The 22,489-nt window shown below is 63.3% G+C and carries 18 protein-coding genes; 5 read left to right on the forward strand and 13 right to left on the reverse strand.

The features are described 5' to 3' along the window. Positions 1–207 precede the first annotated feature (207 nt). The 3 genes from CP49_RS33305 to CP49_RS33315 form a co-directional block, all read right to left on the reverse strand. The gene (locus CP49_RS33305) at positions 208–2,571 is read right to left on the reverse strand and encodes a TonB-dependent receptor (RefSeq protein ID WP_057854364.1); all 2,364 of its coding nucleotides are present in this window, start codon (positions 2,569–2,571) and stop codon (positions 208–210) included. A gap of 341 nt (positions 2,572–2,912) precedes the next feature. Then, complete coding sequence (locus CP49_RS33310; RefSeq protein WP_057854365.1) at positions 2,913–4,061, reverse strand: amidohydrolase; 1,149 nt, start codon at positions 4,059–4,061, stop codon at positions 2,913–2,915. 117 nt (positions 4,062–4,178) lie between these two features. Beyond that, a complete protein-coding gene (locus tag CP49_RS33315; protein WP_057854366.1) occupies positions 4,179–5,822 on the reverse strand; it encodes an ATP-dependent acyl-CoA ligase in 1,644 nt (547 codons plus the stop codon). Positions 5,823–5,992: 170 nt separating this feature from the next. On the opposite strand from CP49_RS33315, the gene CP49_RS33320 reads away from it, so the two are divergent. Beyond that, positions 5,993–7,615: an AMP-binding protein gene (locus CP49_RS33320; RefSeq protein ID WP_057854367.1), complete on the forward strand. Its 1,623-nt coding sequence runs from the start codon at positions 5,993–5,995 to the stop codon at positions 7,613–7,615. A 117-nt stretch (positions 7,616–7,732) separates the two neighbouring features. Here the strand turns inward: CP49_RS33320 and CP49_RS33325 are convergent, their stop codons facing one another. The 7 genes from CP49_RS33325 to CP49_RS33355 form a co-directional block, all read right to left on the reverse strand. Beyond that, positions 7,733–8,890, reverse strand: a complete 1,158-nt coding sequence (locus tag CP49_RS33325; RefSeq protein ID WP_057854368.1) for an ABC transporter substrate-binding protein — start codon at positions 8,888–8,890, stop codon at positions 7,733–7,735. A 27-nt stretch (positions 8,891–8,917) separates the two neighbouring features. After that, positions 8,918–9,703 carry a cyclase family protein gene (locus tag CP49_RS33330; RefSeq protein WP_057854369.1) on the reverse strand — a complete coding sequence of 262 codons (786 nt, stop codon included), beginning with the start codon at positions 9,701–9,703 and terminating at the stop codon, positions 8,918–8,920. Between the two features lie 29 nt (positions 9,704–9,732). Further along, complete coding sequence (locus CP49_RS33335) at positions 9,733–10,974, reverse strand: SDR family NAD(P)-dependent oxidoreductase (protein ID WP_057854370.1); 1,242 nt, start codon at positions 10,972–10,974, stop codon at positions 9,733–9,735. Further along, positions 10,971–12,149, reverse strand: coding sequence for a thiolase family protein (locus tag CP49_RS33340; protein ID WP_057854371.1), 1,179 nt, complete (start codon positions 12,147–12,149; stop codon positions 10,971–10,973). The genes CP49_RS33335 and CP49_RS33340 overlap by 4 nt, the downstream gene beginning before the upstream one ends. A 26-nt stretch (positions 12,150–12,175) precedes the next feature. Continuing rightward, positions 12,176–12,604: an organic hydroperoxide resistance protein gene (locus CP49_RS33345; protein WP_057854372.1), complete on the reverse strand. Its 429-nt coding sequence runs from the start codon at positions 12,602–12,604 to the stop codon at positions 12,176–12,178. A 9-nt stretch (positions 12,605–12,613) separates the two neighbouring features. Then, positions 12,614–13,405, reverse strand: coding sequence for an aspartate/glutamate racemase family protein (locus tag CP49_RS33350; protein WP_057854405.1), 792 nt, complete (start codon positions 13,403–13,405; stop codon positions 12,614–12,616). 499 nt (positions 13,406–13,904) lie between these two features. Beyond that, a complete protein-coding gene (locus tag CP49_RS33355) occupies positions 13,905–14,900 on the reverse strand; it encodes an alpha/beta fold hydrolase (RefSeq protein WP_197423309.1) in 996 nt (331 codons plus the stop codon). On the opposite strand from CP49_RS33355, the gene CP49_RS33360 reads away from it, so the two are divergent. Genes CP49_RS33360 through CP49_RS33375 form a run of 4 tightly spaced genes read left to right on the forward strand, consistent with a single transcriptional unit; the run spans position 14,869 to position 19,575 of the window. After that, entirely contained in the window at positions 14,869–16,017 is a 1,149-nt protein-coding gene (locus CP49_RS33360; protein ID WP_057854407.1) for an ABC transporter substrate-binding protein, read from the forward strand. The two genes, CP49_RS33355 and CP49_RS33360, sit on opposite strands and share 32 nt — an antisense overlap. A gap of 38 nt (positions 16,018–16,055) precedes the next feature. Next, the gene (locus tag CP49_RS33365) at positions 16,056–17,099 is read left to right on the forward strand and encodes a branched-chain amino acid ABC transporter permease (protein ID WP_057854373.1); all 1,044 of its coding nucleotides are present in this window, start codon (positions 16,056–16,058) and stop codon (positions 17,097–17,099) included. Beyond that, on the forward strand, positions 17,096–18,865 hold the full coding sequence (locus CP49_RS33370; RefSeq protein ID WP_057854374.1) for a branched-chain amino acid ABC transporter ATP-binding protein/permease: 1,770 nt from the start codon (positions 17,096–17,098) through the stop codon (positions 18,863–18,865). The genes CP49_RS33365 and CP49_RS33370 overlap by 4 nt, the downstream gene beginning before the upstream one ends. Positions 18,866–18,870: 5 nt before the next feature. Next, on the forward strand, positions 18,871–19,575 hold the full coding sequence (locus CP49_RS33375; protein ID WP_420807669.1) for an ABC transporter ATP-binding protein: 705 nt from the start codon (positions 18,871–18,873) through the stop codon (positions 19,573–19,575). A gap of 104 nt (positions 19,576–19,679) precedes the next feature. Here CP49_RS33375 and CP49_RS33380 read toward each other — a convergent pair whose 3' ends face one another. The 3 genes from CP49_RS33380 to CP49_RS33390 form a co-directional block, all read right to left on the reverse strand. Then, on the reverse strand, positions 19,680–20,657 hold the full coding sequence (locus CP49_RS33380; RefSeq protein WP_082646371.1) for a 3-hydroxybutyryl-CoA dehydrogenase: 978 nt from the start codon (positions 20,655–20,657) through the stop codon (positions 19,680–19,682). Continuing rightward, positions 20,654–21,745, reverse strand: coding sequence for an NAD/NADP octopine/nopaline dehydrogenase family protein (locus tag CP49_RS33385; RefSeq protein WP_057854408.1), 1,092 nt, complete (start codon positions 21,743–21,745; stop codon positions 20,654–20,656). The genes CP49_RS33380 and CP49_RS33385 overlap by 4 nt, the downstream gene beginning before the upstream one ends. Positions 21,746–21,839: 94 nt before the next feature. Further along, the gene (locus CP49_RS33390) at positions 21,840–22,487 is read right to left on the reverse strand and encodes a flavin reductase family protein (RefSeq protein ID WP_057854377.1); all 648 of its coding nucleotides are present in this window, start codon (positions 22,485–22,487) and stop codon (positions 21,840–21,842) included. Positions 22,488–22,489 lie beyond the last annotated feature (2 nt).

Genomic DNA, 22,489 nt, shown 5'->3' on the forward strand with positions numbered 1-22,489 from the left:
CGATACGCAGTTTCTTGCAATTCTAGTTTGTGAGGTCGGAACAATTTTCGAGATTCGAAAATCGCAGCAGTGTTCGGAAGATTCTTTTCATCACATTGTCATCAGTTTCGATAAGCGAACCTTTGCTGACAATGCAGGTCAAAGAAAAACCGCCGCGGACGAGATCCGCGGCGGCGCGTATTGCAGGCGACCAGATTGGCGCTGCGTTCAGAAGTTGAACGTCGTCGACAAGAGATAGGTGCGCGGGGCGGCAAGCGTGATCACACCGCTGTAGGCCGACGCCCAATAGGCTTCGTTGAAGACGTTCTCGATATTGGCGCGGATCACGATCGGCTTGCCGTTCCAGGGCGACGTAAAGGTATACCGCGCTCCGATGTCGACCCGCGTCCACTCAGGCAGCGTGAGGGTATTTCCGACGTTGGCATATTGAGAAGAGGTATAGATCACCCTACCGGAGAGTGTAAGGCCACGCACGAACGGGGTATCCCACTCCGCGCCGATATTAGCTGTGACTGCTGGAACGCCGGGCGCCTTCTTGCCGTCGTTGGTCCCATTTTGAGTCTGTTCCTGTACACCATCGATTAGGGCCAGGCCCCCAAGAAGGCGGATGTCGGGCGTGATCTCGCCGAACACATTGACCTCGGCGCCGCGATTGCGCTGCCTGCCGTTGAGTAGTTGGGAATTCCCGGTCGCCCCCGCGACCGTAATGATGCTCGGCTGCGTGATTTCAAACAGACTCAACGTCGTGGTAAAGCGGCCAGTATCTATTTTCACGCCGGTCTCTGCCTGTGTTGTTCTGCTGGGTGGAAACACCGTGCCGACGTTGATGAAGTTTCCAGTCACCACATGCGGCGTCTGAAAACCTTCGATGTAGTTTGCATAAAGCGAGATATTTTCAACCGGCTTCACCACGATAGCGTAGGCAGGAGTTACCGCCGAAGCCTCTCTCTCCGGCCTGCTGTTACCGGGCGCGAAATAATTCGTAACCTGGCTTCCCGCCGTCTGATGACGAACGCCAACCGTCAACTGAACGCGCTTGTTCCAGAACGACATCGTATCAGAAACGCCGACGCTTTCGAGATTGACGTTGGTTAGTTGATTGGCCGCAATAGTATTGAGAGTGGGGCTCGGAATATTGGTCGGCTCGTTGTAGAGGTTCCAGAAGATCAAGTTGTTGGCAGGCAGGGCCGTACGAGCCCAAACCTGCTGCCTATAGGTTCGATCGTTAATAGAGTAATTGACGTTCACCGCGTGATTGATGGGGCCGGTATCAACTGTTGCACGGACGCCGGCCTCACCTGCGAGCGTCTCATACGTCTCCTTGCCGCGTATTGGTTGTGACGACAGGCCTCCCAACTGGAATACGCTGCCGGGTGGGGCAGTCATGTTCGTAAGGATGGGTGAAGGGTAGGTATAATTGATATTACTATCATGATAACCAAACGCGGCATAGGCCGTCACCCAGTCGGTAACATCAACCTCGCCTTTTACGGTCGAGAAGAAGTCCGTCGGCGCGTAATACGCCCACGGCACCTGAAAATTCGTTCCGGGTTTCGGTGGCGGAGGAATGATGGTTGCCGTCGGGCCGAGCGTAAAGAAGCGCAGCGGCGGCTTCAGAACGTCAGCCTGATAGCCGACGTCGACGGCCAGACGTGCATTCTCGCCGAGATAATCAAGCGCCAGGACCGCATTTCCAAACTCGTCGGTCTGACGATTCCAAGGAGTATTGCCGTTAGAGTAAGTGCTGTTTAGTCGGACGCCCCACTCCTTGCGTTCGCCGTACCGCCGACTGACGTCGATGTGCTCGCCAAATTGCGATTTGGACACGTAAAATCCCGTCAGTCGCGTAATATCAACGTCGGGAGCATGCTTGGTGATAAGGTTGATGCTGCCGCCAACGGCACCGCCGCTCGCTACACCCTGGCCGCCAGTGGTCATGCCGTTGAGCACGGCGCTCGGGCCCTTCAATACCTCGACGCGCTCGATGAAGTTTGCCCCGATGGAATAGTACGGCGCGATTCCGTAAAGACCGTTCAGCCCAAAATCGCCGCTGTCATAATAGAAGCCGCGGATGAACAGACTATCGGCGCCGCCACCCGCCGCCTGCACCACTCTCACAGAAGGATCGTTCGCCAGCACGTCACGGATCGTTCGAGCCTGCTGATTCGCGATCAACTCCGCCGTGTAGCTGGTCTGGTTGAACGGGGTATCCATCACGCCGCGATTGCCGAGAATGCCCAAGCTCCCGCCCGTCGCCACCTGTCCGCCAGCATAGGGCGCGGGCGGCGCGCCGACCGTTCCAGTCGAAGGCGTCACATACGGAACCGGCTCCACCCGACGCGGCGCCGGCGCGGCGACGCGCCGCTGCACGCGCGACGTGGACGTTTGCGTTCTCCGTGCTGCTGCAGGGCGCGCTCGTTGCTGGGTTGGAGCATCGACGGTGACGGGCGGCAAATTCTGCGCAAACGCCTTCTGAGCGCCACTCGAAAAATCCAGCGAAAGCGCGAGATAGCTCACCGCTCCCAGCGAAACAGCGCGCACAACATTTCTCGCAGCGACTTGATATGTCATACTTCCACCCCAAAGCCCACAAGCAGGTCTGGGTGCTCGTTCTAACTTCCGAAGTGGAAACAGCGAGTAGAAGCCATCTAAGGTGATGGTGTGCGCGCGCAACAGATTGCGTCAGTGGCGATAGAGCAACACCACGCACTTTCTAATTGTTCAGAATTGTAGCACCAGGATTTTTAAGCGTTCAAACACGCGCTCAAGCGAATCAGTTTCGTTTCGCGAGATTCCACGCGCCACGACGTTTTGAATCTTTCTAGTTTTTATCCGTTCTAATCTTCTGCATGAGCATCAAGCGCGGCAACAGATGGAATCATCATTGCGCCCTTGCACGCGTTCAAATCTTTTCAATCCAGCAGATTGCGCAGAGCCCGCATGAAAACTTTCGCACCAATTTCAATGAGTTCATCGGGAAAATCATAGTTCGGCTCGTGCAAGCCGGGATGCTGCTCCCCTGCGCCAAGGAAGAACATCGCGGCCCTGGATCGGGCGTTGAATCGTCCAAAATCCTCCGAACCCCGCATCGGAAGGCCTTGCGTAGAATGACGCACACCTTCTGCATCGAGCGCGGCTTTCAGATGGGCAACGGCCTCCGCATTGTTCAAGCAGTGACTGAACACGTCGCGGTAGGTGATTCCGACCTGCAGCCCTTCGCTCGCCGCCACGCGTTGTACCAGATCTTCCGCCTGCAATTGAATCCGTTCCATCGTCGAATCGGTCAGCGTCCTCAGCGTCACCCAAAGCTCGGCCTGACCGGGCGAGATGCCGAACGCCGGCTCGCCGAGCCTTGCATGGGTGACCGTCACCATCGAGAACGCTTCATCCAGCGCGCCGCCCCGTCCCAATGCGGTGATTTCGTTTAGCAACGTTGCTATGGCTCGTTGCGGCGAAACACCGAACTCAGGGCTGGAGGCGTGTGCGGTTCGTCCGGTCAAAGCGATCTGCATCCCGCGCGACGCGCAATTGACCAAACCTTCGGCAATTGAAGCGTGCCCGAGCGGAAGTCCCGGCAAGTTATGCAACGAGAAAACAAAATCGGGCCGCACCTCTTCGAACTTCGCATCGGCAAGCACCGCTGCCGCGCCGAAGCCGTCCTCTTCAGCCGGCTGGAACAGGAGCACAGCCCGCCCCCGCTTTGGGCGTTGCCGCCCCAAGCCGCGCGCGATCGCTGCCAGAATTGTCATGTGACCGTCATGACCGCAGAGATGCGCTTTTCCTAGCATGAGTGACCGGTACGCCAGTTCCGAGGTCTCCTGTATAGGCAATCCATCCAGCTCGGCCCGAAGCATGATGGTCAGGCCGGGCGTGTCCCCTTCATAGATTCCGAGCACGCCATGACCGCCAAGCCCCGTAACGACCTTGTCGGCGCCGGATGCATGAAGAAGCGCCTGCACGGCTTGCGCGGTCTTCTCCTCCTGTCCTGACAACTCAGGCTTGCTGTGGAGCTCGCGGCGCCACGCAATCAGTTCAGTCCATTCGTGCTCGGCCAGGAACATGAGATCGCTCATACATTCGGGTAAATGGGCCAGACTTCGGCTCGACGGATTGGTCAGGGAGCTCGACGACCTGAAGAACGCCGTGAAACGTGCGACCGAGGAAGCCCGCGCCTTGTTCTAACGGCGCAGCTTGTATCCCGCGGCATCGCGGTCCCATGCATCGGCTGTCCTTCCGGCCTCGCGCAGCGCGACCTTCCGGATCTTGCCGTTCTCGGTCAACGGCATTTCGGCGACGATCCGGACAAAGCGCGGGACCGCGAAATAGGCCATGTTACCCTCGCAATGCCTGACGATCTCGACGGGGTCGAGCGCGTGGCCGGGCTCGAGTTGAACGGCGGCCGCAACTTCATCCTCGCCGAGTTCGGACGGCAGCGGATAGACGGCGCAGGCAGCGATTGCCGGATGCTTCAGCAGCACCTGCTCCACCTCCCAGGATGAAACATTCTCGCCGCGCCGCCGGATCGAATCCTTCATCCGGTCGACAAAGCGGTAGTGGCCGTCTGCGTCGCGCACCACCCGATCGCCGGTGTGAAACCAGAGATCTCGCCAGGCTTCGGCCGTCTTATCAGGCATTCCAAAATAGCCCGTCGAGAATGCCAGCGGCTCGCGCGAGCGTAGCAGCAGCTCGCCGGCCTCACCGTCAGGGAGAGGCGCGTCGTCGGGGCCGACGATGCTGGCCTCCACGCCCTCCACGAGATGGCCCATGGTGCCGGGACTATCGGACGGGACCGTGCTCGCAAACACGAAGTTCGTTTCGGTCGAACCGTAACCATCGAGCAACGGCACGCCGAAGCGCTCGAGAAACGGACCGTGAAACTGGCCGGGCACTCCGCCGCCGAGCGCGACGCGCAGAAAATGCGCGGTGTCGTTCGCCGACGGCGGCTGCGCCAGCAGCATCACGGCCATCGCACCAAGGAGATAGCTGACCGTTGCCTGATGCCGGCGCGCCGCCACCCAGAAACCGGAGGCAGAGAATTTCGGCTCGAGCACGTAGGTGCAGCCGTTGAGGAGCGCCTGATAGAACGCGTTCAGAGCATTGGTGTGGAATAGCGGGAGTGTCGTGAACAGGACATCGCCCTCAAGGATACCGAGCGCACGCGCCGAATAGACGCCCCACCAGAACATCTGCGCCTGCGGGCAGCAGACGCCCTTGGCAGGACCTGTCGTGCCCGACGTATAGAGGATCGCGACCGTGTCGTCCGGCCGCACGGACCCGGGCGAGGCTCCCTCGCCAAGCGCAGGCAGCGGCGAGATCGATTCCCGCTCGACCGGAGACGCCGCGCCCTCTCCGATCGTCCAGATAATGTCCGGCAGCGTAACGTCGCGTTCCAGCGTTTCGATCGCCGGCATGAAGCCTGACTCGATTACCAGCAGCTTCGGCGTGGAGTTGCGCAGGATGTGGCTGAGCTGGATGCCGCGCAGAGCCGTGTTGATCGGCACGGTCACGGCGCCCATCCAGGCGCAGCCGAGATAGACTTCCAAAAACTCAGGCCGGTTCGAGCACATCAGCGCGACGCGGTCACCGGCACGGATTCCCGCCTGCATCAAACGGCCGGCTGATGCCGCCGCGATCGCGGCCGTCTCGGCATAGCTCCATCGTGTTTCGCCGAAGACAAACAGCGTGCGATCGCGGTATTGCGCGGCCTGCCGCGTCAGAATAGTCGGGAGAACCCGGTCCGCCGGCGGGAAACGTTCAGCCGCCTGCGACCAGATCGGCGTACCCCGCCGGTGCCTGGCCGCGCTGCTCTCACCTATCTGCATACACGCCTCCTGAAGCTCGCCGGGCTGGTCTGCGATAGATCGCACTTGGCCGAGGAGATAGTTTAGGCTTAAAGTATTCACGAAAGCTGCCACCGCAGCAAGGGCTGCGCGCGGGTTCCGGCTGCTATCCCTTGCGGCGGCTGGAGGCATGAACAGGAGCTGTGTCCGCAATGAGCCTCGACACTCCGTATCGATCGCCATCAGATGCCTTCGCGGCCACGGCCGCAAGGCGGCCGGACGCGCCGTTCCTGCTCGCCCCTGCAAGCGCGCAACTTCCCTACGCGCCGGAGGGATTCAACATCGCCTACGGGGCGCTCAAGAGCGAGGTTGACCGGCTGCGCGCGGAATACGCATCCGCAGGCTATGGACGCGGGGTGCGGGTTGCCCTGCTGCTCGAAAATCGCCCGGTCTTCTTCCTGCATTGGCTCGCGCTCAATGCCCTCGGGGTTTCGATCGTTCCGATCAACCCCGATGTTCGCTCCGACGAATTGTCCTTCCAGCTCGAGCTGTCGCAGGCTGAGCTGCTGGTGGCGACGCCGGATCGCATTCACATGACCAAGGATGCCGTGCTCAGGCGCGCCCGCCTGATCGATACCGACAGCCGAATCCCGCCATGCCACGCGGACGTCGCCGCCCAAGATTCCGATTTCAACGGCGAATGCGCGCTGCTGTTCACCTCAGGCAGCACCGGCAAGCCGAAGGGCTGCATGTTGTCAAACCGCTATTTCCTTCAGGTCGCCGACTGGTACCTCGCGCAGGGTGGCGTGGCCGAACTGCAGCCGGAGCGCGAGATCAACCTGACGCCGTTGCCGATGTTTCACATGAACGCGCTCGGCTGCAGCGCGGTCGGCATGATGGTGCTCGGCGGCGCGGTGGTTCCGCTCGATCGCTTTCATGCCAACCGCTGGTGGCAGTGCGTGGCCGACAGTGGCGCCACCGTCGTACATTGCCTGGGCGTTATCCCCGCCATTCTGCTTCAACTGCCGGTAACCGAGGTTGAAAGGCAGCATCGCGTGCGTTTCGCCTTCGCGCCCGGCGTCGACGTCCGCCACCGCGCCACGTTCGAGGAGCGTTACCGCATCCCGATCGTCGAGGCCTGGGCCATGACCGAGACCGGAGGTGCGGCGGCAACAACCACCGCGCGCGAACCGGCGGGGTTTGGCGCACGCTGCGTCGGGCGGCCATCTGAAGGCATGGAGTATCGCCTCGTTGACGATCAGGGCGTCGGCGTCGCGCCTGGCAAACCCGGCGAATTGCTGGTGCGCGCGAAAGGCAAAGATGCCCGCGCCGGATTCTTCAGCGGTTACCTAAAAGACGAGGAAGCCACCGAAGCGGCATGGCAGGACGGCTGGTTCCACACCGGAGACCTCGTCTTCGCCGATGAGGACGGGCTTCTTTATTTCTTCGATCGCAAGAAGACCATCGTGCGGCGCAGCGGCGAGAATATCGGCGTGCTCGAGGTCGAAAGCGCGCTTTACATGGATACGCGCATCGGCGGCTGCGCGGTGACGCCCGTTCCCGACGACATCCGCGGCGAGGAAGTTTTTGCCTTCATCGTGCCGAACGCCGGGGTCGATGACGCCGCTGCGCTCGCGGCCTCGATCGTCAAGACCTGCGCCGAACGGCTCGCCTATCACAAGGTGCCGGGCTACATCGCCATCGTCGACGAACTGCCGCTGTCGTCGACGCGCAAGCTTGCCCGGGGCGAGATCAAGGCGCTTGCGGCCACTTCCGTCACCGGCAACCGCGCGATCGACATGCGCGCGATCAAGGCGAAGCTGCGCCACGCCTGAGCCGCGGGCGCCGGCGCTCTAGAGCGTTTTCAAGCGAAGTGGATACCGGTTCGCGTCAAGAAAACGCGTCAAAACAAAGGATCTAGAGGCTGGTTCTGATGCAATCAGAACCGGGCTCTAGGGCAGCAGCTTGTATTTTCCGTTTTCGATCTGAACCAGGATGCGCGCGCGGCTGTCGACGCCATGACGGTCGGCCGGCGTATACGTGTAGATGCCGTGCGCGCCGACGACATCCTTGGTCGTGAACAAAGCCTCGCGCAGCGCGTTGCGGAACGCCGGCGTTCCCGATGCCGCGCCGGATGCCTTTGCGCGTTTGGCAGCATCCGTGAATACCAGCCAGCCATCGAACGCATAGGGCGAAAACGCGTCGGCCGGCGCCTCGCCATTGGCCTTCTCATAGGCCGCGCGGAACGCAAGCGCGACCTTGCGGATCGGATTGCTCTCGGGAAGCTGTTCGGCCGCCGTCACCGGCCCGGTCGGACAGATGATGCCCTCGGCGGATTTGCCGGCAAGCCGCAGGAAGTCCGCGCTGATCATGCCGTGGTTGCCGTAAAGCGGGCCCTTATAGCCACGCTCGGCCAACGCGATCACTGGCAGTGCGCCTGGCGTTCCGGTGCCGCCCAGCATGATCGCATCGGGGCGCGCGGAAATCGCGCGCAGCAGCTGCGCGGTCACTGAGTTGTCGGAGCGCGCATAGCGTTCGTTCGCGATCACCTTGATGCCAGCCGGATCAGCGCTTTGCAGCAGCGAGTTGTACATCAGGTCGCCGAAGGCGTCGGAGAAGCCGATGAACGCCACCGTCTTCACGTTGCGGTTCTTCATGTGATCGACGATACCCTGAACGAGAAGCGGCGTCGGCTGCGGCGTTTGCACCACCCACGGCCCGCCCTCCCCGGCCGGCACGGGTGCGATCGGCGAGACCGCCACCATCGGCACCTTCATCTCGATGGCCGCGGTGGCCATCGCCAGCGTCTGTGGTGCGCCTGACGTGCCGATCAGGAAGTCGACCTTTTCCTGCTCGACCAGCTTGCGGGCGTTGCGTGTCGACGCAGCCGGGTCCGAGCCGTCATCGAGCTGGATGACGCGGACTTTCTCGCCATCGATCTCGCCGACATAGGCCTGGCCCGCGGCCAATCCCTTGGCGTTCGGCACGCCGATCGAGGACACCGGTCCGCTCAGGCCGGTGACGAAGCCGACGAGGATGTCGGCACGCGCCGGCGCCAGGGCGCCGAGCAGGAGCGCGACGCCGATCAATGTGGCTTTCTTGTTTTTCATGATCTCACTCAATGTGGGAGAAGAGGCTCAACCTTGCCCTGGTACCAGCGCAAGCACACGCAGCGGACTGCCGGAGCCATTCTGGATCTTGAGCGGCGCAGCGAAGATCACTGCGCCGGTCGGCGGAAGCTGATCGAGATTGCACAGGCATTGCAGGCCGTAACGTCCGCCACCGTGAAGGAAATGGTGCGCCGGATAGGGCGGATCGAGATGACCGGCTTGGCCGGCATCCGTTCCGATCGTTTCGGTGCCGAAGCCGATAACGCTGCGCTCCTCGACGAGCCAGCGCATCACGGCGGCATCCGGCCCGGGCGTATGCGCGCCGTCATCCTTCAGGTTGGCGTAGTCGCGCCAGCCCTTCTTCGACCAGTCGGTGCGCAGCAGCACCCAGTGCCGTTCCGGAATCCGCCCGTGGTTTTTTTCCCAGGCCTCAATGACCGGAATCGTCAAAAGGAAATCCGCATCCTGCGCGGCCTGCGCCGAGCAATCGATGACGCAGGCCGGCGCGATCATATCGCGCACCGGCAGCGTATCGACCGCGTTGTTCGGCAGGTCCTTGCCGGTGAACCAGTGGATCGGTGCGTCGAAATGCGTACCGGTATGCTCACCGAACGTCAGGTTGTTCCAGTACCAGGCAGGACCACTCGCGTCGTAGCGCGAAATCTGCTGGATGCGCACCGGCGCGGCCTGGCCAAACTCGGGCGGCAGCACAATGACGGGGAAATCCGGGCTGAGCGTGAAGGTCAGATCGACGACGCGCACTGCGCCGGATGCGACTGCGCCGGCAAATTGCATGAGACCATTGCTGTCCATTGCACCTCTCCCGTTTTCAACAAACCCGCCTATGCCCCAAGCTCGCGCTCGACCGCCTTGGGATTGGCGATAAGGCGCTGGCGAATGTCCTCGGCGACGTCGCCCACGAACACGTCTTCGAGCCCGCGCTTGAGTGCAGATACGATCGCGGCCGCGACCGCGCGGGGCGCGACCTTCGGCGGCGGCACCGTCTGGAACCACTCGATGTCGAGTGGCCCCGTAAACACGTTCACCACCTTGACGCCGCCGGGCCGAAGCTCCGCCCGAAGCGAGTGGGACAATGAAAGACAGGCGGCCTGCGACGCCGAATACGCGCCGAACACCGGCCAGTTCGCCAGCGCATAGACCGACAGGATATTGACCCAGGCAGCCGCACTGTTGACGCCGTCAGATCCCCGCATCCGCATCGCCGGCCCGAACGCCTGCGCCAGATGCACGAAGCCGAGATAGGCCTGGTCGATCTCGTCGCGCACGATGCTGGTGCCTTGGCGATCGAGCAGCCCGCCGGCGCGAACATGCTCGGTGGTGTTGACGAGGATATCGACCTTGCCGCCGATATCGGCCGCCAGATCGGCGACGGACTTCTCGTCACCGATATCGAGCGGTACGATCTCGACGCCCTCCATCGCCCGCAGCGTATCCTCGCCCTGGAATGGCTTCCACGGCTCGGCGACGCCGACGAACACGATCGACGCGCCGGCTGCCTTCAGCGCGGTCACTGTCTCCTGGCCAACGATGCTCCGCCCGTTCGTCACCAGAACGCGCCGGAATTTCGGATCGGCCGTCATCTCACGCCACTGCCTGTCGTCCGTCATGTTGGGGGTCTCACGTTCGGGATGCGCGAAGGCTACCGCCTGCCCGCTCTTGTCCAGTTGAAACGACATCACGACCGGACCGCCCTCTTCGCAGTCCGCATGCAGGTGCGCCACCAGCCTTGGCCCGCATTCCATCGCGACCAGGCCGACGCGCCATGGCGCGCGCTCGCGGAAGTACACGTCGGCCGGGACGTGCAGCGTGGTTTCGCACAACAGCTTGCTGCGCCGCGGCGCGTCCGCAAAGACGAGATCGGCGGAAAGACACGTAGGGCACGCATCCCGCGCCGGATAACAGAAGGTCCCGCAGGCGCCGCAGCGCTGCAGCATGAAGCGGCCTTCGGCGGCGGCCCGCGTAAATCCGTGCGACGCGCGGCTGCGCGCGCGTGGCGGCGACGTCGGCAGCCGCGTCCGCTTTAGCGGATTCTTTCGGCGCGGCTTTACGATCGGTTCGATCATGCGCCTGGTCCCGCGAGGATCGCCGCGCCCGAGGCGAGGCCGCGATCATAGTTGATCATTCCAAAGCCCGACGCCAACCCGATGCGCGCATCCCTAACCTGCGTCGGACCGGCCAGCCCGAGGACCTGGCGCAGCGCCTCGACCACGCCGAGATAGGCGCCGCCAGCGCCCGCCTGCCCGACCGAGAGCTGGCCGCCGGAGGTGTTGTGCGGGAACGTGCCATCGATTGTGAGATCATGCTGCCGTACGAAGTCGGGCCCTTCGCCCTTCTGGCAGAAGCCAAGATCCTCGAACTGCATCATCGAGATGACGGGATAATCATCGTACGTCTCGACGAAATCGAGATCATCGGGCTTGACGCCAGCCATCGCGTAGAGCTCATCGATATCCATTGCCCATCCGCCCCGCACCTGAACGGGATCGTCGCCGAACGCATTGTGGCGCTCGATCGTGGCGAGAATTTTGGCCGCAGGCAGATTCAGCGATGCGGCGACATCCTCGCTCATTACGAGGAACGCCTCCGCACCGGCACACGGCATCACACAGTCGAACAGATGGATCGGGTCGGCGATCGGCCGCGCCGACATATACTGCTCGATCGTCAGCGGCGATTTCATCAAGGCATTGGGATTGCGCAGCGCGTTGCTGCGCTGGGTAACAGCGATCTTGCCGAAGTCCTCGCGCCGCGCGCCGAACGTCCGCATGTAATTGCGCGCGATCAGCGCAAAGCTCGCATTGGCGCCGCCGGCCCCATAGGGATAGACCGCATCCTGATTGAAGCGCGAGAAACTTTCGAGCGTAGCGCGGAAGGAATCGACGTGGTTGGTATCGCCGGCGACGCAAGCCACGATGCGGGCATCGCCCGCCTGCACCGCACGCGCGGCACGGCGCAGCGCGGCAATGGCGCTCGCGCCCCCGAGCGGAATGGTGTCGATCCATCGCACGCATAGGCCGAAATGCTGGGTGAGACCAATCCCGCTATCGAGCCCCGCCGTGAAGCTCGACACACAGAACCCGTCGATATCGCGCGGCATGATCCCGGCACCATCCACCAGCGCCTTCAGCGCGCGACCGATCCACCACTGCGCGCTCTCGATCGAGTAGCGCACATAGGGTATCGTCACCGGCACCGCCATCACGACCCGGTCATAAGGTGTTCGGATGGAGCTCTGCATCGGACTGCCGGGTTCCTGTGGGCCGTTCAGAGCACGGTCAATTTGACGTCGATATTGCCGCGCGTTGCGTTGGAATAAGGGCAGCGCTCGTGAGCGCCGGCAACGACTTCCTCGGCGGCGGATTTCGCTACGCCGGGAAGCTGAACCTTGAGTTCGACGGTGAGTGCATACCCAACCGCGACCGGCCCCATGCCGACCTTGGCAGTGACAGTCGGCTCCTCCGATGGCGTGATCTTGCGCGTGCGTGCGACGAGTTTTACTGCGCCGAGAAAGCACGCCGCATAGCCGGCGGCAAAAAGCTGTTCCGGATTGGTTCCGGGCCCGCCAGGACCGCCCAGCGATTTCGGCAGCGACAGCGACACCGACAAAAGACCGTCGTCGCTCGCGGCCTTGCCGTCGCGCCCGCCGGTCGCCGTCACTTCGGCTTCATACAGAATCTTGTCTGGCTGCAGCATGTCTTGTCCTCAGGGTTTGTCGGCTTGCGTGCGCGCCACCAGCGCACGGAAATCCTGGCGGGCTCGGTCGTTGGCCAGCGCGAAGCTCGGCCCCCGGCTCGGCTCAGTGCCGTTGAGGCGCTGCAACTGCACCCACATCTCGGCGCTCTTCAGCGCAACCGCCGCGCAGTTCACCACCGGCGCATAACCGATCTTGAAGCCGTGCTCGCTCGCAATGAGCAGACCCGGCAGCACGCCGGCCGGAATGATGACGTCAGCGCCGCGATCGACGAGCGGCTGCGCGCAGGCCGCAAAGTCTCTCAGCATGCGCGCCCTCGCCGTCGTATCGCCTGCAAATGCGGCGCTGAAATCCTCGGGACGGCAGCCCATGCCGGTGACGTGCACCACGCGGCCGGAAAGTCCGTAACGATCGGCCTGCTCGTAATGCCAGACCTCGAACGCTGAATCGAGTGTGACCAGGCCGAGGCGTCGCCCGAGCTGCGAGGCCGCAAGCAGCGTGGCCTCGCCGGCGCCGATCACCGGAATCGTAAGCGCCGAACGCAGTTCGTACAATCCGGGATCCTGGAAGTGGCCCATGACATAGGCGTCGAAACCGTTCTCCTGAGCCGCGAGCCCGTTATCGACCGCCTGGATTGCACAACGGAATTCGCTGAGGCGACCGAAGTCGCGGTCGGCCGGCGTGATGCCCTCGACGTGGACGCTGGTGCCGGGCGCCGCGATCTCGTTCAGATAGGCCGCAAGCCGCGCCATGTAGGGCGCGCTCGTAGCCCGGTCGACGAAGCTCTGCCAGAAGATGCGCACAGCGGACATCCTGTTCACAGGCGAAGCGTGCCGATCTTTGAGCCTCCGCAGAAGGCTGACGACACGCACAAGCCGTTCGTAGTGAGGGCGCGCCGAAGCGTAACGCCATTCCATCGACCGAAATATTTCAACCACAAAATAATTTTGACGTCAATTGAACCGCGCGTCGCTCCCCGCTGCACACGACAAGATCGCATTGCCGAAAGCACAGGCAAATTGCGCCTCACCCTTTTGCACAGGCGAATTCAGCTTTCGCGGCCGCACGCGCCGCCGCAAACTTTTCCGCAGGGCGCGAAACTGGCGTATTGACGTTCCGCCGACAAATACTTTAGGCTTTAAACAATTGGCAGGCACCGGAGCCTGTGCAGGCGCATGTCGCACTGGTAGTTGCGTTGATAAAGGCTCATCAATCGTGGCTGAGATTATCGACCTTGGAACAGCACGGGCTCCAGGCAGATTCGCATTCGCCGCGATTGGGCCGTGCGTTGCATCTGCCGTTTCAGCTCCTGGCCACCTGCGCAGCGACGAAGTCGCGGACGAGGCCGGCGAAGGCCTCCGGCATCTGATCGGGAAGCGGCACCATGCCTCCTGATAGCTCGCGCAAGATACCGCCCTCGATCGCTCCAGCGACTTTTGGAGCCACCGGATGAACATGCGGATCGCCCGTCGGAGCAATGACCAGCGTGGGACAATGGATGTTTCCCAGACGGTCTTCCATCCGATAGCGATTCACCACCCGATGGCCTTCCGCCGCCATCTCGCCGGCCCGCAGCGCATCGATCATGAAGCGCTGCAGCAAATCGATATCATCAGCGGGATAGAACGGCTGCCGGCGCGCCCAGAGCTCGGTCAGATGGGAGCCGTCAGCACGTGCCTCCACATCGTCGATGACGCGCATGCCCTCATGTTTGGCCCGGCGCGCCGCATCGACAAAGGGACAGGCCGAGAGCACCAGCGCGCTTACCCGCGAAGGCGACGAAGCGGCCATTTCGACCGCGATCACCGCGCCGGTGTGATGACCGGCGATCGCGGCGCGCGGCTCCTCCAGCGCATCGAGCAGCGCGAACGCCCCTTGTGCCCACAGTTCGATCGAAGGATCGCCGGCGGGGGAATCGGAATCCCCAAAACCGAGCGTGTCCATCGCGATCGCGCGGAAATCGCGGCCGAGCAGCGGCAGCACGTCGCGATATTCGTCCCACGAGCGCGGCGTCTGATGCAGCAGGAGAACGGGAAAACCGGTTCCCGCCATGGCGACATGGATGCGCCCAAGACGCGTCGTAACAAAGCGGCGCTCGACGTCGGAACCGGCTCTGGTGGCGCTCATTTCATCACTCCATGCGGACGCGAGCACCATGCCCGCGCGGGCTTTCGGCGGCAATTGCGGCATCGATCGTGCTGGTCCGACCTCGATCCATGCTGACATCTCGCTCAGGTCGCGGCTGTTTTCAACCAAGGGGAATGCAATGCGCAAGATGTTGAGTTTGACTGCACTCATCGGCAGCCTCGTGGCGGCCTCGACCGCGCAGGCCGACATTACGGTCGGATTCGTAACGTCCCTCAGTGGACCCGGCTCCTCGATCGGCATCCCGTACGGGCGCGGCATCCAGGCCGCCATGGAATACAAGAGCGAAGTCAACGGTGAGAAAATCCGCCTGATCCAGCTCGACGACGGCTCCGATCCCTCGGCCGCAACCCGCAACGCGCGCAAGCTGATCGAGGAAGAGAAGGTCGATCTCCTGATCGGCACCGCAACCGCCCCATCGACCATCGCGATGATGGCGGTCGCGACCGAACTGAAGGTGCCAATGATCGCCGTCTCCCCGGTGATCGGACAGCCCAACCCGGCGGACCAGTGGGGCATTTCCGTTCCGCAGCCGGCCTCGCTGCTGGTCAAGGTCGTGGCCGACCGCATGAAGCGCGATGCGATGAAGAACATCGGCTATATCGGCTTCTCCGACGCCTGGGGCGATCTCGTCTACAACGGCGCCAAGGCGGTGGAAGCCGAGGACGGCATCAAGGTACTGACCAATGAGCGCTATGCGCGCGTCGATACGTCGGTCACAGGCCAGATCCTCAAGGTCCTTGCGGTGCGCCCCGATGCCGTACTGATCGGCGGATCGGGCACGCAGGGCGCGCTGCCGCTGCTCGCGCTCGGCGAACGTGGCTTCAAGGGCAAGACCTACGGCACGGTCGCGCTGGTCAATCCCGATTTCGTGCGCGTCGGCGGCAAGTCCGCAGAAGGCATTCAGGTTTCGGCCGGCCCGGTCATCGTGGCCGAGCAGCTTCCCGACAGCCATTTCGCCAAGAAGCTCGCGCTCGAATTCCGCACCGCCTTCCAGAAGGCCAACAACCTCCCGACCACGGACGGCTTCTCGGCCTACTCCTTCGACGGCTGGATGATCTTCACGTCAGCCGCGGCGCGCGCGCTGAAGACCGCGAAACCCGGCAGCACCGAATTCCGCAAGTCGCTGCGCGACGAGATCCTCAACACCAAGGAGCTATCGGGCGTGCACGCGGTCTACAACTTCAAGGCCGGCGCCTATCACGGCGTCGACGAGCGCGCGCTGGTGATCGTCCGCCTGAACAACGGCGCCTGGACCTACCAACCCTGAGCGAACCCAAAGGGTAACATGGAAGGACGACTGAGGGCATGACGGCAGACATCGCAGCGATCCTTGCGATCGACGGAATAGCGACCGGGGCGGTCTACGCCCTGGTCGCGATCGGGACCGTGCTGATCTTCACTGTGACACGGGTGATCTTCATTCCGTTCGGCGACATCGCCGCCTTCACGGCGCTGACGCTGGCAGCACTCGATGCCAAACAGCTTCCCGGCACAGCGGGGCTGGTTGTCGTGCTGGCATGCATGGCCTGCGTGATGGAAGTCGCCTCGCTGGCGCGTGCTCGCGAGCTTCGCGCCGTGCCGAAGGCCGTCCTCGGCTATCTCGTGTTGCCCCTGATCGTCGTCGGGATCGTCTGGCTGACGATGCGCTTCAATCCGCCGATGCCGGTCAGGATCGTGCTGGCGCTGCTTTTGATCATGCCGATCTCGCCGCTCCTGGACCGCATCGTGTTCCGCCCGATCGCGGATGCCTCGGTTCTGCTGTTGCTGACCGTCTCGGTCGCGCTTCATTTCGCGCTAGTCGGGCTTGGCCTGTTGTTCTTCGGCCCCGAAGGCGTCCGGACCGAACCGCTGACGTCGATGGCGATCGAGATCGCCGGCGTGCACGTTTCCGGACAGACGGTGCTGATCCTCACCGCGGCGCTGGTGTTCAGCGGCCTATTGTTTCTGTTCTTCGACTTCACGCTGATCGGCAAGGCGCTGCGCGCGACCGCGCTGAACCGGACCGGCGCCCGGCTGATGGGCATCAGGCCCGCGCGCGCCGGAACCGTCGCCTATCTCCTGGGATCGCTGATGGCGGGCGTCTCCGGCATCCTGATCGCTCCGGTCAACACGATCTTCTACGATTCCGGATTCCTGCTCGGCCTAAAAGCTTTCGTCGGCGCCATCGTGGGCGGCATGGCCAGCTATCCCGGCGCGGCGCTCGGCGCGTTCGGCGTCGGCATTATCGAGAGCTTCGCTTCGTTCCAGAGCAGCACCTTGAAGGACGTCATCGTGTTCTCGCTGCTGATCCCCATCCTGCTCTGGCGCTCGCTCGCCTCGCAGCATTCCGAAGAGGAAGTCGAGGAATGACACCGCAGCAGATCCGTCTCATCATTGCCGCGGCGATCGCCTGCCTGGTGGCGGCTCCCTTCGTGCTCAATCCGTTCAGCATTACATTGCTGAACTACATCGGCATCTACGCGCTTGCGGCCATCGGGCTGGCGCTGCTGACCGGGGTCGGCGGCATCGTATCGTTCGGCCAGGCGGCCTTCGTCGGCGTCGCGGCTTACGCGACGGCGTGGGTGACGGCACTGAACGGCTACTCGCCGTGGCTCGGACTGGTGCTCGCCGTCATCCTGACCTGCAGCATCGCCGCGATCCTGGGCTTCGTGACGCTGCGCCTGCAGGGCCACTTCCTGTCGCTGAGCACGGTCGCCTGGGGACTGGCGATCGCGTTCCTGTTCGGCAATATCGATGGCCTCGGTCAGCACAACGGCATCTCGGGAATTCCGCCGATCTCGATCGGCCCGGTCGCCCTGGTCGAGAGCCGGCAGATCTATTTCCTGATCTGGGCCATCGTCGCGGCGGTCCTGCTTGTCTGCTACAACCTGCTCGACTCGCGGATCGGCCGCGCGATGCGCGCGCTCCGCGGCGGCAATACCCTGGTCGAAAGCCTCGGCATCAGCGCGTTCCAGATCAAGCTGGTGACCTTCGTCATCGCCGCCTTCCTCGGCGCGCTATCCGGATGGCTCTATGCCCATCTCGGCCGTTTCGTCAGTCCCGGGCCGTTCGAAGCCGGCATGGGCATCGAATATCTGATGATGGCGATGGTCGGCGGCGCCGGCAGCATTTTGGGCGGCGTGGTTGGTGCTGCGATCGTCACGCTTCTGAAGAATTCCGTGCAGGACTACCTGCCGCTGATCGCCAAGGGCGCCTCGGGCCAACTTGAGATCGTGGCGTTCTCGGCGTTGTTCATTCTGTTCCTGCAACGGGCCCGTCAGGGCATCGTCCCGTTCCTCGCAGGTTTTCTCCCGGACCTCAAGCTGTCCCGCCCGCAACCGGCGGCCCCGTTGCCGCGCCGCGAGCAACCGCCGCCAGGCACGCTGCTTCTTAAAGTGAGCGAGGCGCAGCGGCGATTTGGCGGCCTGGTCGCCGTCAACAATGTCAGCTTCGACGTGAAGTCCGGCGAAATCCTCGGCCTGATCGGGCCGAACGGCGCCGGCAAGACCACGATGTTCAACCTGCTCACGGGCGCGCTGCGCGCCAACAGCGGCGAGATCGCGTTCGCGGGACGGTCGATTACCCGCGACCAGCAATTCCACATCGCTCGCGCCGGGATCTCCCGCACCTTCCAGCACGTCAAGCTGCGCCCGCGCATGACGCTGCTCGACAATGTTCTGCTCGGCACCTATTCGCGCACCAGTACCGGCCTGCTCGCTGGCGCCCTGCGCCTCAACCAGGCAGAAGAGGCCAGCGCGCGCTACGAGGCGCTGCAGCAGCTCGAACGGGTCGGGCTCGGCGACAAGCCGTTCGAGCTCGCCGGCAACCTGCCGCTCGGTAATCAGCGCGTGCTCGAGATCGCCCGCGCGCTCGCGGCCGATCCGACGCTGCTCGTGCTCGATGAGCCGGCGGCCGGCCTGCGTCGCCAGGAAAAGCTCAGGCTTGCCGAACTGTTGCGGTCGCTGCGCGCCGATCACCTGACCATTCTCCTCGTCGAACACGACATGGAGTTCGTGATGTCGCTGGTCGACCGCATCGTCGTGCTCGATTTCGGCTCAAAACTCTGCGAAGGCGAACCGGCGGCGATACGTAGCGACGCCCGCGTCCAAGAGGCTTACCTTGGAGGTGTCGCGTGACGCAGATGTTCTCGATCGAGAATGTGTCGGTCGCCTACGGCAAGGTGGAAGCTGTGCGGAACGTCTCGCTTTCCGTCGAGCAGGGGCAGATCGTTACCGTGATCGGGCCGAACGGCGCTGGCAAGACGACCCTCCTGATGGCGGCGATCGGGCTGCTGAAGTCCACGGGGCGCATGGTCTTTCAGGGGACCGATCTTGCGCGGATCGATGTCGAGGGCCGCGTCGAACGCGGTCTCTGCCTCGTGCCCGAAAAGCGCGAGCTATTCGCCGACATGTCAGTCGCCGACAATCTGTTGCTGGGCACCTACAGCCTGCGCGATCGCTCGACCACGCGGAAGAGCCTAGACGATGTGTTCGACCGTTTCCCGCGGCTGAAAGAACGCAGCAGGCAGGCCGCCGGCACGCTGTCGGGCGGCGAGCGGCAAATGCTGGCGCTGGGCCGCGCGCTGATGGCGAAGCCGAAACTCCTCGTGCTCGATGAACCCAGCCTCGGCCTTGCGCCGCTCATCGTCCGAGAAATCTTCCGCACCATCGCCTCGCTGCGGAGCCTCGGCGTTTCGGTCCTTCTCGTCGAGCAGAACGCCCGGGCCGCGCTGGAGACCGCAGATTTCGGCTATGTGCTGGAGACCGGCGAGATCATCCAGTCCGGGCCGGCGGACACGCTGATCCACGATCCGAAACTGATCGCGGCCTATCTCGGCGGGCATTAGAGCGACCAAGCGCGGGACCAAAAACTACGAGAACAACCCCATGCAAAGTAAAGATGGGGCCTCGCATCATCCGAACACACCAAATCTAGCTAGGACAGCGCGCGCTACGCTACGGGTTCGCGGGCGAGCCCCATGGCCCGCAGCGCCGCAGCAAAGGCCGCAAGTCGCTGCTCGCGGTAGGCGGCCTGGTCGACGCCTTCATAGTTCATGAATCCCTGCCCGGTCTTCATGCCGATGCGTCCTTCGCGCATGTTTGCCTCTATGATCGGCGGCGCGGCGTAACGGCTGTCGCCGAGTGCCTCGACCAGATAGCGGCTGGCGTGATGCAGGATATCTCCGCCGCCCCAGTCGATGAACTCGAGCAGGCCAAGAACCGCGAAGCGGAATCCGAAGCCATAGATCACGGCCTTGTCGATATCCTCCGCCGAGGCAACCCCCTCCTCCACCATACGGGCGGCTTCGTTCATCGCCAGCGCCTGGATTCTGGGAACGATGAAGCCCGGCCGCGCCGCGCAGACGACCGGCACTTTGCCGATGCCTTCGAGCAACGTCTTCATCCGCACTGTGACTTCCGGCGCGGTGAGCCGCCCCGGAGACAATTCGACCAGCGGCACGAGATAGGCCGGATTGAGCCAGTGCGCATTGAGGAAACGGCCGGGATGCTCGATCGATCCGGCGAGGTCGTCGACCAGGATCGTCGAGGTGGTCGAGGCGATGATCGGGCCCCCGCCCGCCAGCCGCGAGGCCTCGGCCAGCGCCGCTTGCTTCAGCGAAAGAATCTCTGGCATCCCCTCGAAGATGACGTCGCAGCGCGGCAACACCGCAGCCGCCTCCTGCCGGGACACGATCGTGATCCGCTCGGCAATCGTGGCCACATGCTCTACCGAGAGCAGGCCGATGCGCGAGAGAATCTCGAGCGTCGAGCGGATTTCAGCCCTCGCCTCGGCCGCAAGCGCCTCAAAAGCCGGTGCGTCCCGCTCCTTGAAGTCGACGACGACAACCTGATGACCGGCGAACGCGAATACAACCGCGATGCCGCGGCCCATTCGGCCGGCGCCTAGACATCCGATAACTGGCATCATCGAAAACCCTCGGCGAGATGATTTTGCAAGGCTGCCCGGTCGAGATCGCCGAGGCCGAGCGAGGACAAGGTCCGCCCCGTCACCGCAAAATCCTTGCCAGTGATGGCGGAGCCGATCGCCAGGAACGCCTTGGCGAGCGGCGTTTGCACGCCCGCGAGGCCCGCCACCGATGCCAGGAACGACAGGCCGAGCCGCACATCCTCCAGCATGTAGCGGTGCTCCGCGAGAATGAGGCGTTCCGACCAATCGCCTGATTCCGTGAGCTCGTCATGCGCATCGCGCGCATACATCCAGGGCTCGCCGTCCTTCGAATAATGGTCGGCAAGCGGAAAATGCGGCTTTCCATAACCGAGCGCCTCGCGGATGGCGATACGTTCGGCATCGAGGGCGTCCGTCACGCGGCGTATCGCCGGCTGCGTTCCTTCCTTGTGGATGTCCCATTTATCGAAATGCTCGATCGGACCGGCGTTCATGGTGATCAGCGGCGGATGAATGATCGGACCGGCATTCATCAGCGCGGCCGAAAGCGCATCACCGCATGGCTCGATGGCGTTCGGAAACGCACGTTCGATCACGCCAAGCGCGTGCGGGGCACGACGTAATGGAAACACGCCGGTCGGCAACCGCGCGCCCCTGCCCGAGATGCGGACGGCGTAAGGCCTCTGTTTGCGCGCCAGCCAAGGCAGGGTCCCGGTCTCAGCGGTTGCGATCTCGGCGCGGTTACCAGCATCCCGCGCGGCGCGGGCGAAGATGTAGGAGCCGAACGTGCCGGGAGGCAGGAACACGACCTGCCCGTCGCGCAAATGCGGCGCAGCCAGTTCGGCGATCGCAGCCTGCGCGAAGGCCGGCGCCGGACACAGGACAAGATCGGCCGCGTCGATGGCCTCTGCGATCGAGGACGTGATTGTCGCGAGCCTGATATCGCGTCGTCCCGACCGATCGATGACCGTTATCGTGCCGCCCTGCGCGCGATGCCCCTCGACGTCTTTGGGATTTCGCCGCCACAGCCGAATTTCATGACCGGCTAGCGCAAGATCGCCGGCGGCCGCGAACGAACCGTTTCCTCCACCCAACACTGCGATCTTCAAGCTGTCCTCCGCTTCATTGCCGATCGGCGCTGTTCGATCTGTCGCCAATGCACAAACGATGCCGGTCCGAGCGAGGCTCGGCGCGCAGAGAGCGCTACGCCGTTTCCGCCTTGACGTTCTTTTCCTGCCACGCCGCCCAGCTCGGCCGATCGATCTGGAACAGATCGCTGGAGCGTGCATACCAGCCGCTTCCATGCATGCGGGCGATCAGACGCAGCGCCTGTGTATCGATGTGGCAGCGCTCCTTGTCCAAAATCACAGCGTCATCGACATGGGCGCGAACGACACGGCCGATCACGGCGGTCTGCCGCGGCCCCGTCACCAGCGAAGTGAGGACCCGGCATTCGAACGACACCGGCGATTCCGCAATGCGCGGCGGACGCACCGCATTCGAGGCAACCGGCGTCAGTCCGGCCAGCGCCAGTTCGTCGACATCGGGCGGCGCGTCGATGCAGGTGACATTCATGGCCTCAGCATTGCGCTCGGCGACAAGGTTCACGACGAACTCGCCGGTATCGAGAATATTTGCCGCCGTGTCCTTGAAGCGTCCCGAACCGGCCAGAAGCCCGATCGCGACGGTCGGCGGCTCATGCCCTATCACGTTGAAGAAGCTGAAGGGCGCGGCATTGATCACGCCGCTCGCGGAGAGCGTGGTGACCCAGGCGATCGGCCGCGGTGTCACCGTGGCCGTCAGGATCTTGTAGCGGTTCTGCGCCTCCAGCGTCTCCATGTCGAAGATCATGT

Source organism: Bradyrhizobium valentinum, assembly GCF_001440405.1.
Lineage (GTDB): Bacteria > Pseudomonadota > Alphaproteobacteria > Rhizobiales > Xanthobacteraceae > Bradyrhizobium > Bradyrhizobium valentinum.